The organism is Streptomyces torulosus (assembly GCF_001419765.1).
Classification (GTDB): domain Bacteria; phylum Actinomycetota; class Actinomycetes; order Streptomycetales; family Streptomycetaceae; genus Streptomyces; species Streptomyces torulosus.
Map to the genome: position 1 here is coordinate 1 of NZ_LIRK01000751.1, position 14,439 is coordinate 14,439.

13 protein-coding genes and 1 pseudogene are annotated in these 14,439 nt (G+C 71.0%); 7 read left to right on the forward strand and 7 right to left on the reverse strand.

What is annotated here, in order from left to right:
* The 5 genes and pseudogenes from AOK23_RS39110 to AOK23_RS39130 all read left to right on the forward strand — a co-directional run.
* Window positions 1-195, forward strand: a pseudogene (locus AOK23_RS39110) (ADP-ribosylglycohydrolase family protein); the annotation flags it as partial.
* Window positions 196-222: 27 nt separating this feature from the next.
* Window positions 223-696 (forward strand): GNAT family N-acetyltransferase, encoded by a 474-nt coding sequence (locus AOK23_RS39115; RefSeq protein ID WP_055717206.1) that lies wholly within the window; start codon window positions 223-225, stop codon window positions 694-696.
* Window positions 693-1,226 (forward strand): chloramphenicol phosphotransferase CPT, encoded by a 534-nt coding sequence (gene cpt / locus AOK23_RS39120; protein ID WP_079049956.1) that lies wholly within the window; start codon window positions 693-695, stop codon window positions 1,224-1,226. The genes AOK23_RS39115 and cpt overlap by 4 nt, the downstream gene beginning before the upstream one ends.
* A 199-nt stretch (window positions 1,227-1,425) precedes the next feature.
* Window positions 1,426-1,809 (forward strand): DoxX family protein, encoded by a 384-nt coding sequence (locus tag AOK23_RS39125; protein ID WP_055717208.1) that lies wholly within the window; start codon window positions 1,426-1,428, stop codon window positions 1,807-1,809.
* 52 nt (window positions 1,810-1,861) lie between these two features.
* On the forward strand, window positions 1,862-2,503 hold the full coding sequence (locus AOK23_RS39130) for a class I SAM-dependent methyltransferase (RefSeq protein ID WP_055717209.1): 642 nt from the start codon (window positions 1,862-1,864) through the stop codon (window positions 2,501-2,503).
* A 102-nt stretch (window positions 2,504-2,605) separates the two neighbouring features.
* Here the strand turns inward: AOK23_RS39130 and AOK23_RS39135 are convergent, their stop codons facing one another.
* Window positions 2,606-4,201, reverse strand: coding sequence for a sodium:solute symporter family protein (locus tag AOK23_RS39135; protein WP_055717210.1), 1,596 nt, complete (start codon window positions 4,199-4,201; stop codon window positions 2,606-2,608).
* Between the two features lie 230 nt (window positions 4,202-4,431).
* On the reverse strand, window positions 4,432-5,220 hold the full coding sequence (locus AOK23_RS39140) for an SDR family oxidoreductase (RefSeq protein ID WP_055717215.1): 789 nt from the start codon (window positions 5,218-5,220) through the stop codon (window positions 4,432-4,434).
* Between the two features lie 86 nt (window positions 5,221-5,306).
* On the opposite strand from AOK23_RS39140, the gene AOK23_RS39145 reads away from it, so the two are divergent.
* Window positions 5,307-6,146, forward strand: a complete 840-nt coding sequence (locus AOK23_RS39145) for a hypothetical protein (protein ID WP_055717211.1) — start codon at window positions 5,307-5,309, stop codon at window positions 6,144-6,146.
* A gap of 109 nt (window positions 6,147-6,255) precedes the next feature.
* On the opposite strand, the gene AOK23_RS39150 is transcribed toward AOK23_RS39145, so the two are convergent.
* The 3 genes from AOK23_RS39150 to AOK23_RS39160 form a co-directional block, all read right to left on the reverse strand.
* The gene (locus tag AOK23_RS39150; protein WP_055537993.1) at window positions 6,256-6,465 is read right to left on the reverse strand and encodes a DUF397 domain-containing protein; all 210 of its coding nucleotides are present in this window, start codon (window positions 6,463-6,465) and stop codon (window positions 6,256-6,258) included.
* A gap of 262 nt (window positions 6,466-6,727) precedes the next feature.
* Window positions 6,728-7,588 (reverse strand): helix-turn-helix domain-containing protein, encoded by an 861-nt coding sequence (locus AOK23_RS39155; RefSeq protein WP_055523772.1) that lies wholly within the window; start codon window positions 7,586-7,588, stop codon window positions 6,728-6,730.
* A gap of 465 nt (window positions 7,589-8,053) precedes the next feature.
* Window positions 8,054-8,812 (reverse strand): GOLPH3/VPS74 family protein, encoded by a 759-nt coding sequence (locus AOK23_RS39160; RefSeq protein ID WP_055717212.1) that lies wholly within the window; start codon window positions 8,810-8,812, stop codon window positions 8,054-8,056.
* A 263-nt stretch (window positions 8,813-9,075) separates the two neighbouring features.
* Between AOK23_RS39160 and AOK23_RS39165 the strand changes: the two genes are divergently transcribed.
* The gene (locus tag AOK23_RS39165) at window positions 9,076-12,102 is read left to right on the forward strand and encodes a D-alanyl-D-alanine carboxypeptidase (RefSeq protein ID WP_055717213.1); all 3,027 of its coding nucleotides are present in this window, start codon (window positions 9,076-9,078) and stop codon (window positions 12,100-12,102) included.
* Between the two features lie 109 nt (window positions 12,103-12,211).
* On the opposite strand, the gene AOK23_RS39170 is transcribed toward AOK23_RS39165, so the two are convergent.
* Window positions 12,212-13,876 (reverse strand): hypothetical protein, encoded by a 1,665-nt coding sequence (locus AOK23_RS39170; RefSeq protein WP_055717214.1) that lies wholly within the window; start codon window positions 13,874-13,876, stop codon window positions 12,212-12,214.
* 246 nt (window positions 13,877-14,122) lie between these two features.
* A partial coding sequence (locus AOK23_RS39175; protein ID WP_476718315.1) for a GyrI-like domain-containing protein occupies window positions 14,123-14,439 on the reverse strand: 317 nt, incomplete at its 5' end.

A 14,439-nucleotide genomic window follows, 5' to 3' on the forward strand; every position in this document is an offset into this window, starting at 1 on the left:
GCCCTGACCGGCGGCCTCCTCGGCGCCCTGCACGGCGAGACGGCGCTCCCCCCTGCCTGGCTGGCCGAGCTGGAGGGCCGCCCCACCCTCCTGGTCCTGGCCGACGACTTCGCCCTGGAGATGACCCAGGGCCCCGCCCTGCACAGCCCCAACGGCGCGGTACCGGGCTGGCTGGCGCGATACCCCCGCGGCTGAGAGCCCCGGCCGGTGAGAAAGGAACCCATGGCGGACTGGACCCTGCGCCGGGCCTCGGTGGCGGATGTGGAGCCGTTGGCCGAGTTGCGGGCGGTGGTGATGCGGGCGGACCTGGAGCGCCTCGGCCGCTACGACGAGGACCGGGTCCGCCGACGCTTCCGTGACGGCTTCGACGCGGCCCACACCTGGATCATCGAGGTGAGCGGTAGACCCGCCGGCTGTGTGGCGCTCCGCCCCGCCGCCGACGCCCACTGGCTGGAGCACTTCTACCTGGCCCCGCACCTGCACGGCTCCGGCACCGGCACGGCCGTGCTGCGCGAACTGCTGGACCGCTGCGACCGGGACGCCACCGTGGTCCGCCTCAACGTGCTGCGGGGCAGCCCGGCCCGCCGCCTCTACGAACGGCACGGCTTCACCACGGAGTCCGAGGACCCGGTGGACGTGTTCATGGTGCGCAACCCGGCGGCCGCCCACCCCCCTGCGGTTACGGTGACGCCATGAGCACCAGGATGATCATCCTCAACGGCGGTTCCAGTTCGGGGAAGTCCGCGATCGCGCGAAGCCTGCAGACCGTACTGCCGGACCCCTGGCTGGCGTTCAGCGTCGACACCCTCGTGGACGCGATGCCCGAGCGGATGCGGTCCTCGGACGAGGGCATCGACTTCGCGGAGGACGGCGCGGTGAGCACCGGCGCCGACTTCCAGGTGCTGGACGCGGCCTGGGCGGCGGGCATCGCGGCCATGGTCCGCGCGGGCGCCCGTGTCGTCGTCGACGACGTCTTCCTGGGCGGCCCCGCCTCCCAGCGGCGCTGGCGCGACGCCGTCGGCGACCTCCCCGTCCTGTGGGTCGGCGTCCACTGCGACAGCGCGGTGGCCACGGCCCGCGAGGCCGCCCGCGGCGACCGCCCCCACGGCATGGCCGCCCTCCAGGCCGCCCTGGTCCACGAGGGCGTCACCTACGACCTGGAGATCGACACCACCCACACCGCCCCCCTCGCCTGCGCCCACACCATCGCGGCCCGCCTGGGCTGAGGACCGGTCCGCCAGGGCTCGGCCGCGGCCCGCGGAGATGCTCGGGAGCCGCCCGCGGAGCCGCCCGCGGAGCCGGCCACTGAGCCGCCCGCCGCCCCACGCCACAGCCCCATGTCACAAGCGGCCGCCCCCTCTCGTCCTGTTGTCGGACCCTGCCGCGTCGGTGGGTCCGACAACGAGCGACGGGAGTGTGGCTGTCATGGACCTCGCCCTCTGGATCGGTGCGGGAATGCTGGCCGCGGTGGCGCTGACCGGCGGTGTGACGAAGACGTTCGTGCCGAGGGAGAAGCTGGCCGCCGCGCCGGGCGGGGGATGGACCGCGGGGATCGAGCCCGGCCTCGTCAAGGCCCTCGGCGTGCTGGAACTCCTGGCCGCCCTCGGCCTGGTCCTGCCCGCCGCACTCGGGGTCGCGCCGGTCCTGGTGCCGGTAACGGCCGTGTGCTGGGTGCTGCTGATGCTCGGCGCGATGATCACCCACGGCCGACTCGGCGAGTTCCGGTTCGTGGCGCTGAATGTCGTCTATCTCGCGCTCGCGGCCTTCGTCGCCTGGGGCCGCTTCGGTCCCGAGTCGTTCACCGCCTGACCTGGCGGAAAACGGTGGTCCGCGCGGGGGCGGGGCTCTAGGGTCCTCGCTTGTGACTGGACTCCCCTCGCATCTCAGTACGACATCGGCCGCGTACGACGACATCGCCGTCCTCTACGCCCAACTGGTCAGGGACGAGTTCGACTCCCTGCCGCTGGACCGGGCGATGCTCGCCGCGTTCGCCGACTCCGTGCGGGCCGTCGACGGTGGGCCGGTCGCCGAGCTGGGGTGCGGTCCCGGCCGTGTGACGGCGTATCTGCGGGACCTCGGGCTCGACGTCCTCGGGATCGATCTGTCGCCGGTGATGATCCGGCTGGCCCGGGAGTCCTACCCCGACCTGCGGTTCGAGGTCGGCTCCATGCACGCGCTCGACCTGGCCGACGACGAGCTGGACGGCATCGTCTCCTGGTACTCGGTCATCCACGCCCCGCCGCGCGACGTGTCCTCGTACGTCGCGGAGTTCCGTCGCGTCCTCGCGCCCGGCGGCCATCTCGTGCTCGGCTTCTTCGAGTCGGAGGGCGGACCGGTCACCGAGTTCGACCACAAGGTGACGACGGCCTACCGCTGGCCGATCGACGAACTCGCCGCGCTGACAGCCGAGTTCGGCTTCACCGAGATCGGCCGCATGCTCCGTGAGCCCCGCGAGGGGGAACGCTTCCGGCGGGGACACCTGCTGATGCGCCTGGACAAGTAGCCGGCCCAAAAAGCCGAACGCCGCGAGAGCCTGCCGCGAGATCCCGCCGTGAGGGCCACCCCCGGATCCCCTTTCCGGAGTGGCCCCCCACAGCGTGTCGGACTAGACCCCCGTGGGCCTGGCCGCGTCCTTCCCCGATCCCGGAGCCGGCGCCGGAGCCGGGACCGCCGCCGCGGCACCCGCGCCGCCTCGGCCGTCGCCGTCGCCGTCCGTGTTGATCATCTCGATGATGGCGAGCCGCTCCGGGGTGTCCTCCGGCTTGATGTAGCCGATGACGATGTACAGGACCAGCGACACCGCCAGCGGGATGGACACCTGGTACTGGAGCGGGACGCCGCCCTCGACGTTCCAGTGGATCGGGTAGTTCACCAGCCAGAAGGCGAACAGCCCGCACGCCCAGCTGGTGAGCGCGGCCGTAGGACCGGAGCGGCGGAACGGCCGCAGCAGACCCAGCATCATCGGGATGGCCATCGGCCCCATCAGACCGGCGACCCACTTGATGACGACGGTGATGATGTCCTTGAACGCGGGCGAGTTGACCTGCGTGGCCGCCGCCATGGACAGACCGAGGAACACGACGGTCGTGATCCGGGCGACCCGCAGCCCCTGTCCCTCGCTCCAGGCCCGCGCCCGGCGCCACACCACGGGCGCGCAGTCGCGGGTGAAGACGGCGGCGATGGCGTTGGCGTCGGAGGAGCACATCGCCATGGTGTGGGAGAAGAAGCCGACGATGACGAGGCCCAGCAGGCCGTGCGGCAGCAGCTGTTCGGTCATCAGGGCGTACGTGTCGGAGCCGTCGCCCTTCTCCGAGGTGACCAGCAGCGGCGACATCCACATGGGGAAGAACAGCACCAGCGGCCAGACCAGCCACAGGATCGCCGACAGCCGGGCGGAGCGCTCGGCCTCGTACGGGCTGGCGGTGGCCATGTAGCGCTGGGCCTGGTTGAGCATGCCGCCGTTGTACTCGAACAGCTTGATGAAGAGGAACGCGAGGAGGAAGACGGTGCCGTACGGGCCGACGAGGGGTTCCGCGTGTCCCTTCAGTTCGGGGCGGTCCCAGACGCCGAAGAAGCCGCCGTAGTCGTCCAGTTTCACGAACACGGCCACGAACATCGCGATGCCGGCCAGCAACTGGATGACGAACTGGCCGAGTTCGGTGAGCGCGTCCGCCCACAGTCCGCCGATGGTGCAGTACACGGCGGTGATGCTGCCGGTGATGAGGATGCCCTGGTTCAGGGAGACCCCGGTGAAGACGGACAGCAGGGTCGCGATCGCGGCCCACTTCGCGCCGACGTCCACGATCTTCAGCAGCATGCCGGACCAGGCCAGCGCCTGCTGGGTCCCCAGGTTGTAACGGTTCTTCAGATACTCCAGCGGGGACGCCACATGCAGGCGCGACCGCAGCCGGTTGATGCGCGGCGCGAACAGCTTGGAGCCGATGGCGATACCGAGGGCGATGGGGAAGGACCACGTGACGAACGAGGTCACGCCCCACGTGTACGCGATTCCGGCGTACCCGGTGAACATCACCGCGCTGTAGCCCGACATGTGGTGCGAGATACCGGACAACCACCACGGCATCTTGCCGCCGGCGGTGAAGAAGTCGCTGACGTTGTCCACTCGCTTGTGCGACCAGACGCCGATCGCGACCATCACACCGAAGTAGCCGATGAGCACGGCCCAGTCGAGACTATTCATGGGCCCCCTTCCAGGGTCCGCCGCCAGGGTCAGGCATGTGAACGGTCAGGCATGTGAACTCTGGGTGGGGTGGCATGCCCGCGGCAAGGAAGGGGTAAGTCAAGAGGAGGCAAAGAAGTTCTGTGCGGTGACTCTGGTTCATGTACATGAACAGCTGGTTGGCTGAAAACGATCAGCTCAGTCCATCAGCTCGGGGGCATCGGCTCAGCCCATCAGCTCGGCGCGCCAGTTCAGCGCATCAACTCCCCGGCGTTGACCAGCAGCGACTGACCGGTGATCGCCCGCGCCCGGTCGGAGGCCAGGAAGACCACCGCGTCCGCGACATCCCCGTCCGTGGCCAGCTCGGGCAGCGCCATCCGCTCGGTGAGCCGCGCCAGCACCTGCTCCTCGGGAACCCCCTCGCCGTGCGCCGTGAACCGGACGTACGCCTCCACCGGCGGCCCCCACATCCACCCCGGCAGCACCGTGTTGACCCGTATCCGGTGGGGGCCCAACTCCCGGGCCAGCGAGTACATCGCGCTCGTCAGCGCGCCCTTGGACGCCGCGTACGCGGCCTGACGGACCTGTGAGGGTGCGGCGACCGACGACTGCGTCCCGATGATGACGACGGACCCGCCGCCGGCCTCCTTCAGGGCCGGCAGGCAGGCCCGCGTCATCCGCAGCGTGCCCAGCAGGTTCACGTCGAGGACCGCCTGCCAGGTGGCGAAGTCGGCGTCCTCCAGGCCCCCGAAGTAGCTGTCCCAGGCGGCCACGTGCACCACCCCGTGCACGCCCCCGAACCGCTCCCGCGCCAGCGCCGCGAGCGCCTCGCACTGTGCCTCGTCGGTGATGTCCATGGCCCGGTACGCCGTGTGCGCGCCGTCCGGGTCCAACTCCGCCGCGGCCTTGGCGAGGTTCGCCTCCGTGCGCGCCCCCAGCACGGCGTTCCCGCCGTCCCGTACGACCGCGGCGGCCACCCGCTGGCCGAGTCCCGCTCCGACGCCCGACACGACGACGGTCTTGCCGTTCAGCAGGGGCAGGGTCATCGCTACCTCCAGGGTCTGGCGCTCCATCTGACGGGGCGTCAGAGTATGGGCGACCGGTGGAGGAAGGAAGGGAAGCATCCATGTCGGACGACACCCGAAGCGCCGCCTATGCCGAGCTGGCCGCCGTCGGCCCGTACGGCGTCCGTCCCGGCCACGCGCTGATCACGATGGTCGAGCCGCATCCGGGCCATGAGTACGCGTACAACCGCTGGTACGAGGACGACCACTACTACGCGGGCGCGATGGCGATGCCCTGGATGTTCGCGGGCCGCCGCTGGGTCGCCACCCGTGATCTGCAACTCCTGCGGACTCCCGAGAAGTCGGCGATCGCCCAGCCGGTCACCGCCGGCTGCTACCTCTCCACGTACTGGATCACCGACGGCCGCTACGACGACCACATGCGCTGGACGGTAGCCATCAACAAACGGCTGAACCGCGACGCGCGCGTCTACCAGGACCGTACGCACGTCTTCACCGCGTTCCAGGACCACGAGGTGACCGTCTACCGGGACGGCGCCGCCGGGCCCCGCGACTTCCATGCTCTCGACCACCCTTACGCGGGCCTGGTGCTGGAGGTGGTGGACACCGAAGGGCCGGAGCAGCGGGCCGAGTTGCTGGAGTGGCTGCGCGCCCGTCGGCTGCCCAAGCGGCTCGCCGGGTCTCCCGCCGCCCTGGTGACGGTCTTCCGGCCGACGCCGCTGCCGCTGGACCGCATGTCCTACGTCAAGCAGGTCGAGGGTGTCGACACCCGTCTGACCCTCCTGTGGTTCCTGGAGGCCGACCCCCGCGACTGCTGGGAGGCGCACTTCGCGGGCCTGGGGGAGGAACTGGACGGATCGGGGCTGGGGCGGCTGGAGTTGCTGGCCCCGTTCGTCCCGACGGTGCCGGGGACGGACCGGTACGTGGACCGATTGCGGTAGCCGGAGCGCGGGCAAGGCCGAGCCCCCTCGGCCAGGACGGCGGGCCGGTCGAGAGGGCTCTGTCAGTTGGTGTGTGTGAAGTTGTGTTTCTGGTGGGGGTGAACCATGGTCACGCGAGGTCGAAGGCTCCCCGGTTGACCCCGGTGACGAACGCGTTCCACGAGTCGGCGGGGAACGCCAGGGTCGGACCGTCGGAAACCTTGGAGTCACGCACGGAGAGTGCCGCGACGACGGGGGACTTGACCTCGACGCACGCGCCGTTGCCCGTGGAGTACGAGGACTTGACCCACGTGTCCGTGGCGCCTTGCTGAATTGCCATTTCTGCTCCGCTAGCCGGTTGGTCGTTGAGTTGCTGTCGCCGAACTGTGGGAACACGTCCGTTCCAGGACCCCACAGTTCGGTTTCCGCCAAGGTCGTTGATTTCCTTGACGTGATCGACGCTACTCGCCAACATCGGCTGGCGAAGCGACTATTCACTCGCTCGAGTGGCATATTCCCCTTGGGTCTTCCCTTCAGGGATGCCAAGGTGTATCTTCCGCCCCTTTCAATCCCGCAGCCCCTTGATCGGGCCCGCGCAGGGACTACAACCGCGCATAGTCCTTCGCGATGTCGGCGATGAACTGGCGGGATTGATCCACATTCAGGGCCTGCGCCCTCAAGTGCTCGTACATCACGCTGTACTTCTGGACGTCGGCCGGCTTCTCCAGATACAGATCGCTCGTGACGCCCTCGATGTAGACGACGCTGGAATCCGAGGCGTCCGGGAACTCCAGAATCGCGTACTGGCCGTTGAGGCCGGGATGCGCGCCCAGGTCGAAGGGAATCACCTGCACGGTGACGTGCGGGAGTTGGGACTGCTCGACCAGGTACTCCAACTGCTCGCGCATCAGGGAGCGGTTGCCGACCACCCGGCGCAGCGCGGCCTCGTCGAGGACCGTCCACAGCCGCAGGGGGCTCTCCGGCGCGGAGATACGTTCCTGTCGCCTCATCCGTACCTGGACCCGCTTGTCGATGTCCCCGGGCATCGTCTCGGGCAGCGCGCCCGCGATGAGGGCCTCGGCGTACGGGCGGGTCTGGAGGAGCCCGGGGACGACCTGCGGGTCGTACACGCGCAGACTGGCCGCGTCGGTCTCCAGGCCGATGTAGACGCTGTACGGGACGTCGCCGAACGCGTGCCACCAGCCCTGCTGGCGCGAGTCCTTGGCCATCTGCATCAGCGAGTCGACGACCCGCTGGTCCTCGACCTCGTAGACCCCGCAGAGGTCACGGACGTCGCGCTGGCTGATGCTGCGGCGGCCGTTCTCCAGTCGGCTGATCTTCGACTGCGAGACCAGCAGCCGTTCGGCCACTTCCTCGGCGGTCATGCCCTTGAGCTCACGGAGCCGACGCAGCTCCTGGCCCAACCGGCGTCGCCTGACGGTGGGATTGACATTGGACGCCACGGGACGTGCACCTCCGGCTGCGGGCCTCTACTTTGCGTATCTGCTGCTGAGCAGATTGCCACCAAGGTGCCGAGTACCGCTGGAAAACAGCGGATATGCGCTGTGCGTGCGCCGTTCGCACCGTAGTTTTTCCGCCCTGGGGGGTTCTCCGCCGAATGTACGGCCAGCACCGGAACATGCGGCCGCGCGGGGCGGCGAGGCCCTGTCGTACGGACCGGCCCGAACGGTCGACGGATCGACCGGCCGAGCGTGTCCGTACGGCCTCGCACGCCCCGCGCGATCCAGCGGCTCCCGAACCGGGCCCTGGGGTCCCGTAAGGCGGTTCGGTCCGGCGCTGACGGTGCGAGTGGTGCGCACGGTGCGCATCGTGATGCGGTGCGGGTCGTTCGGTGGTGCGGGTCGTTCGGTGGTGACGGGTCGTGCCGTGGAACTGCCCGGCGCGCCGGGGGTTGGCGCGCAGGTGGCTCAGTGCGCCACGACGCGTGCCATGGAGCCACGGCGCGGCTGCATCGGAACACCGCGGGCGGGTTCCGGTGCGGGTGGCCGGGCGCCGGGTGCGGCCTGCCGGCCGGCCGGTGCCGGGCTGCGGCGCGGCTGTGCGGCCACACCGTTCTGCACGTCCATGACGGCGTGGGCCACCAGACCACCCATGGGGTCGTGCCGGATGAGGTCCCTGAGCCGGGAGCGGGACGAGCGTCCCTCGTTCCCCGGGTACAGGTGCTTGCCGAGGCCCACGGCGTGGGCCAGTGCGGCGAGCGCGGCCGTCCGCGGGTCCGGCGGTACGCCGGTGCGGATCGCGGAATCCAGCCGGGCCCTGATCTCCCGGCTGATGGCCGTGTCCGTCGCCTGGTAGCGCGTCGTCGGCAGCACCCCGCACATCTGGCCCGCGACGGCATGCACCATGCCGCAGCGCTCCAGGTGTGACAGATAGGTCTGGCGCAGCCCCAGCCGGGGCCCGCCGATCCAGTGCACCGCACGGACCGGAGCGCCGCGCCTTCGCAGCAACTCCAACGCGCAGTCCAGTGTTGGATCTCCAGTCGGCCGTGGGGACACCACGGCGATACGATCCCCGTCTGGGGCTATCCGTCCGGCCAGCGCCAGCTCCACTAGCTGCGCTCCGGCCAGACCAAGGTCGAGCGACTGCGGCTGTGCGGTGGTACCCGTGGCCGGGTCCAACGCCAGCAGCAGAAGCTCCTCCGGAATTGTTCTGCGGCTCCTGCCCATCCATGCCTCCCCGCGTGGATGAATGACAGGGTGACCCCTCTCACATTGGTCTGTCGAGGGTGCGTGACCGGAATGTAGTGGAACCGATAGGTATGTCGTTCTCGTCTACCGCAGGGGTTAAGCCCGCACACAGGACACTGGTACATGGTTCGGACAGCGGCGCGGCGCGGTGGTGCGTGGGGTGACTAGTGTCCGGGCGGTGGGTTTCACAGATCGGTAGGGCGCGTGTCCCGAGGACGGGCGGCGCGCGGGAGGAGGCATCGGTGGCGGGCACGTCCCCCGACAGGTCGAAGCGGTACGAGTCGTCGACATCGTCGGCGTCGGGGAGCGAACCGCCGATCCCGGAGACCCCGGGTTCCGGATCCTCCACCTCCTCTGAGGACCCACGCCTCTCCCTCTCCCGGCCGACCTCCCCGGCCCGCACCCCGAAGCCGGACCAGGCGACGGCGGTCTTCTCCCGCCGCGCACTGCTGGAGACGGCGGAGACGGCGGAGGGCACGGATCAGGAGGGCGACGCCGACGCCGGGGACGTGAAGTCCGACGCGGCGGGGGCGAGTGCCGCCGCCGAGGGTGCGAAGTCGTCCGACGCGGAGGAGACGAAGGCCGATGCGGAGGGCGCGAGGGTCGAAGCGGACGCCACGGGCGCGACGGCCGACGACGTCACGGGCGCGACGGCCGACGCTGAAGGTGCGAGGGCTGACGCTGAAGACGCCGGGTCGGGTGCCGAGGGTGCCGGAGGGGCTTCGGGCGGCGCTGGGTCGGATGACGCCGGGCAGAAAGAGGCCGACGCCGACGCCGACGCCGATGATGAGCCCGAGGCCGAGGTGAGCTCGGAGCCGGCGGACGACGAGACCGACGACGCGCCCGACGACGCGACCGAGGCGGAGTCCGGCGACGCGTCCCGGCGCTCGCCGGGTGTCGCCACGCCCACCCTCGCCCTTGCGGCACGCCTGCCCGCGGCGCGGGAGGCGGAGGACGCGAGCGGCGAGGCCGGCGCGGACGCGCCGCGCGAGGCGGAGTCGGAGGAGGCCGGGGCCGACCGGGTGACTGGTGGCCGCGCAAATGCCGCCTCCGACGCCGAGGCCGGGACCCCGCGTGACCGCCAGCCCGGGGACGGGGACGCGGGCGACGCTGGCGCCGAGGCCGAGGATTCCGGCTCCGGGTCTGTCGAGGACGCGAAGCCCGAGGCGGTGGAGGCCGACCGCGCGAGTGCCGAGGCCGACGCCGACTCGTCGCGTGACGGGGAGAGCGGTGCCGCGGAGCGCGAAGATGCCGCCTCCGCTTCCGTCTCCTCCTCCGACTTCGACTCCGACGCCGGGGCTCCGCGTGACCGCGAGCCCGAGCCCGACGTCGAGGCCGGGGCCACGGGCGACGCCGGTCCCGACGAGCAGCGCGACAAGGGCTCCGAGGGCAGCGGGAAGGCCGGCTCCGCCACCCCGTCGCCCGGGGCGGACTCCGACGCGGCGGCCCCCAGGACCGGCACCGGCACCCCCGCCTCCAAGGGCGGCTCCGGGGTCTTCTTCGCCAAGTCCCGCTCCAGCGAACTCGCGGCAGAGGCCGAAGCCGAAGCCGACGCCGAGCCGCCCGTCGACCAGGCGACCGCCATCTTCCGCGCACCCAAGCTCCCCCCGGTGGACCAGCCCACCACCATGCTCAAGCTGGGTGCGGCGGCCACCAAGGCGACCGGTGACGAGGCCGACGACACTTCCGACGACGACACCTCCGACAAGGCCGAACGCGACGGCAAGGCCACCGAGGACGGCAAGGCCACCGAGGACGCCGAGGGCACCCCGGCCGACACCACGGGCACCCCCGAAGACTCCAAGGGCACCCCCGGCGACGCCAAGGGCGCCCCCAGTGAGCGGACCAGCAAGTTCGTGGCGCTCAAGTCGCTCGACGACGACGCCGCCCCGCCCAAGCCCGCGCAGCCCTCCGTCGCGCCCGCCGAGGCCACCCGGACGATTCCTCAGGTCGGCCCCGAGCGGACCACGCAGCAGCCGTTGCCGCCGAAGCCCCCGCTGGATCTGCTGGCGGAGCTGACGAACACGCCGCCGCCCCCGCAGACCCCGCTCAGGACGGCCGTCCGCCGGGTCAAGATCTGGACCCCGCTGGTCATCCTGCTGGTGATCGTCTTTGCGGTCGTACAGAACTTCCGTTCGCTCCCCGCCCCGACGCTCGCGCTGACCGCGAAGGAGTCGTACGCCTTCGAGGGCGACAAGGTGACCCTGCCGTGGCCCGAGCAGGGCCAGGGCTGGATGGATGTCAACGGCATCGGCACCCTGGACAGCTTCGGCGAGCAGAAGCCCGTCGCCATCGGCTCCGTCGCCAAGGCGATGACCGCGTACGTCATCCTCAAGGAGCACCCGATGAAGCCGGGTGCGAAGGGCGCGACCATCCCGGTCGACGCGAAGGCGGAGACCGAGGGCGGCTACGACAAGGACGGCGAGTCCACGCTCAACACCGTCAAGGAGGGCGACAAGCTCTCCCAGTACGACGCCATCGCGGCCATCATGATCCCGTCCGCGAACAACATCGCACGGCTGCTCGCCCGCTGGGACAGCAACGGTTCCGAGGCGGAGTTCGTCAAGAAGATGAACGCCGCCGCCAAGGACCTCGGGATGAAGAACACCACCTACACCGACCCGTCCGGGCTGAAGGAGACGACCGTCTCCACCGCCGAGGACCAGGTGAAGCTCGGCAACGAGCTGGTGCGGATGAAGGCCCTCACCGACATCACCAAGCTGCCCTACTGGCACGACCCGTCGGGCCAGCGCTGGGACAACTACAACCGTCTCGTCCCCTACAACAACGCCATCGGCATCAAGACCGGCTCCACCTCGGCCGCCGGCGGCAACCTGCTCTTCGCCGCCACCAAGGAGATCGGCGGTGAGACGGCCATCGTCGTCGGCGCGATCCTCGGCCAGCACACCCCGCCGATCATCGACACGGTCAACGCGGTCAGCAAGACGGCCATGATCGCCGCCCAGGACGCCCTGACCTCCGACACGATCCTGAAGAAGGGCGACGTCGTCGGCCACGTGGACGACCAGCTCGGCGGACAGACGCCCGTCGTCGTCACCGAGGACGTCTCGGCGGTCGGCTGGGCCGGCAAGACCGTCAAGCTGGGGCTGGAGCCCGCGGAAACCATCCCGCACCAGGCGAAGGCCGGCACGAAGGTCGGCTCGCTGACCGTGGGCGACGGCACCGGCTACGGCGTCGAGGTCCCGGTGGCCCTGCAGAAGGACCTCACCGAGCCCGGCTTCGTCCCCAAGCTCACCCGCGTGAGCTGACCGGCACAGCCGCCACCCGCACCGCACACGAAGAGGCGCCCCTCCCGACGACCGGCCGGGAGGGGCGCCTCATGCATGGGGCCCGCGTGGGGCCCGCGTGGGGCCCGTCCTACTGCTCGCCCTCCTCCTCCGCCTCCTTCTCGCACTCCAGCGCCGTCTTCCGGGAGGGCCCTCCGTACTGCGAGCTGATGCGGACGTCACCGGCCTCGTGGACGGTGAGGCGGGTGAACTCGGTGAGATCGCCGTCGGACTCGCGGTCGGCGGCGAGGCAGCCGTTGTCCGCCCACAGCCACGGCGAATAGGCGACGCGGACGATGACCTCGCCGGGGCCGGGCATATGGACGACGAGGTTGGCGCCGTCGGCGCTGACCACCGAAGCCGGCCTGTCGACCAGCGGCGTCGCGTTCTTCACCCGGTAGATCTTCCAGTTCGCGTCCTCCCAGACGCGCTCCAGATAGTCGGGCTCGCTGGTCACCAGCGCGTGTTCCAGCTCGGCGGGCCCGTCCGGCTCGCCGTTGACGAGGACGACGAAACCGACCGCCCACTGCGACAGCCACGCCTTGTAGGCCGACGGGGTGAAGGCGCCCTCGGGTACCTCCGTGCCGCCGTGGCCCTCGTAGAAGAGGCGGCCCCGTTCGACGTCGGCCTGCCGGTTCCAGCCGCGCGCCATGTTGATGTACGGGGCGAGGATCGCGGCCTCGCGGTGGTCGCGGGCCGGGACCACCTCGACGCGGGTCTTCCAGGCGCCCAGCCGCTTCAGCTCGTTCACCACCCCGTCGGTCTTCACGGCCCACTCGGGCACCTTGGTGTTGGTGACGATGTCGGCGGTGGTCTTGGCGGTCAGCCACGTCAGGGAGAGGACCAGGGCGACCACACCGGCCACCACCCGCCGCCGGGCCGTGAACCAGGACAGCGGCAGCCGGGCCCCCTCCGCGCGGGCCTCGCCGCGATACAGGGCGATGGCCAGGGCCGCCGCCGGGCCCGCCAGCTCCAGGAGCCGTTCGACGTTCGTGCCGATGGGGGTGGGGATCAGATAGCAGAGGACCACGCCGAGGGCGTACACCGCGGAGCCGAGGCGGAGCACCCGCCAGGCGCTCGGCGCGGTCACCACGACCACCGCGCAGATCACCACCGGAGGCCATATCCGGCTGAACGCCATGGGCTGCTCGCCCTCGAAGGGGAACAGCAGCGTGGTCACGGCGACGACCGTCACCGGCGGCAGGATCAGGGCCGCCGCCCGGCCCCACTCGCGGCACAGCAGATACGCGGCGCCGACCACGAGGAGGAAGAGCCCGGAGACGGGGCTCCCCATCGTGGACAGCGTCGCGCACACCGCCGCCACGGCCAGCCGCCGCCCGCCGCGCCCGCCCACCACCGCCAGCAGCGCCCCCATGGCGAAGGCCGTGCCCAGCATGAACGTGGAGCGGCCCGACACCACCTGGCACCACAGCGAGAAGGTCGCCGCGAGGGCGACCGGGATCGGCCCCCGCACACCCGTCCGGGCGACGACCGCGCCGACGAGCCAGGACGCGGTGAGCCCGGACGCCAGCGTCACGGCGACCACCCCGCACACCGCCATCAGATACGGCGAGAGGACGCTGTAGTTCGCCGCGTGCAGGCCCCCGTACCAGAACAGGTTGACCGCGGAGTCCGGGTACATCTTCGCGAACTCCGCCCACGCCACCTGGGCGGCCAGATCCCCGCCGCCGGTCGCGAACACCGCCCACCACACGCCGTACAGCGGCAGGGCACACAGAGCGGCCGTGAGGGGCACTCGGTGGCGTTCCCGCCATGGCTCACGCGTCGGCGACGGTTTCTCGGCGCGCGAGACGGGACGACGTCGTGGGGTCAGCTCGGCAAAGGCCACTGCGGCTCGTCCGTTCCGTTCGACTCGTGCGGGCGGTTGTTCGTCGTGTGTTGGAGTAGACGCTAACCACCCGCTGACAGTTGGCCGACAGGACCTGTTCCCTCCGGCGCGGCCGTAGGGAAAACCCCCACAGCCGTACCGGTACTACACAGGTCAGGATGCGACCGGGAACGCCACGTCGCACACCGGATCCTCCGGCCCCGCGGCGTCCCAGTCCGCGAAGTACACCTCACGGCAGGGGCCGACGACCTCCAGGCCACGCGCGGCGATCCACCGCTCGACCGCCTCGAAGGCCGCCGCGATCTGCGGGTAGGCGACCTGCGCCTTGGTGATCCGCGTGTACGCGAGCCGGCGCGCCGGCTCCACACGTACCCCGGCCCCCCGGGCCCGCCCCTGCCCCGCGGCCCAGCGGCGGGCCGCGTCCGGGTCGGCCACCGGGACACACGACTCGGCGGGGCCGTCGCTCTCCA

What these genes read in the sequence shown, in the direction of transcription:
- AOK23_RS39160 (WP_055717212.1), bottom strand. Translation starts at nt 8,812, where the DNA reads ATGGGCAGGAGCCGCAGAACAATTCCGGAGGAGCTTCTGCTGCTGGCG.
- AOK23_RS39115 (WP_055717206.1), top strand. Translation starts at nt 223, where the DNA reads ATGGCGGACTGGACCCTGCGCCGGGCCTCGGTGGCGGATGTGGAGCCG.
- AOK23_RS39125 (WP_055717208.1), top strand. Translation starts at nt 1,426, where the DNA reads ATGGACCTCGCCCTCTGGATCGGTGCGGGAATGCTGGCCGCGGTGGCG.
- AOK23_RS39135 (WP_055717210.1), bottom strand. Translation starts at nt 4,201, where the DNA reads ATGAATAGTCTCGACTGGGCCGTGCTCATCGGCTACTTCGGTGTGATG.
- AOK23_RS39150 (WP_055537993.1), bottom strand. Translation starts at nt 6,465, where the DNA reads ATGGCAATTCAGCAAGGCGCCACGGACACGTGGGTCAAGTCCTCGTAC.
- AOK23_RS39145 (WP_055717211.1), top strand. Translation starts at nt 5,307, where the DNA reads ATGTCGGACGACACCCGAAGCGCCGCCTATGCCGAGCTGGCCGCCGTC.
- cpt (WP_079049956.1), top strand. Translation starts at nt 693, where the DNA reads ATGAGCACCAGGATGATCATCCTCAACGGCGGTTCCAGTTCGGGGAAG.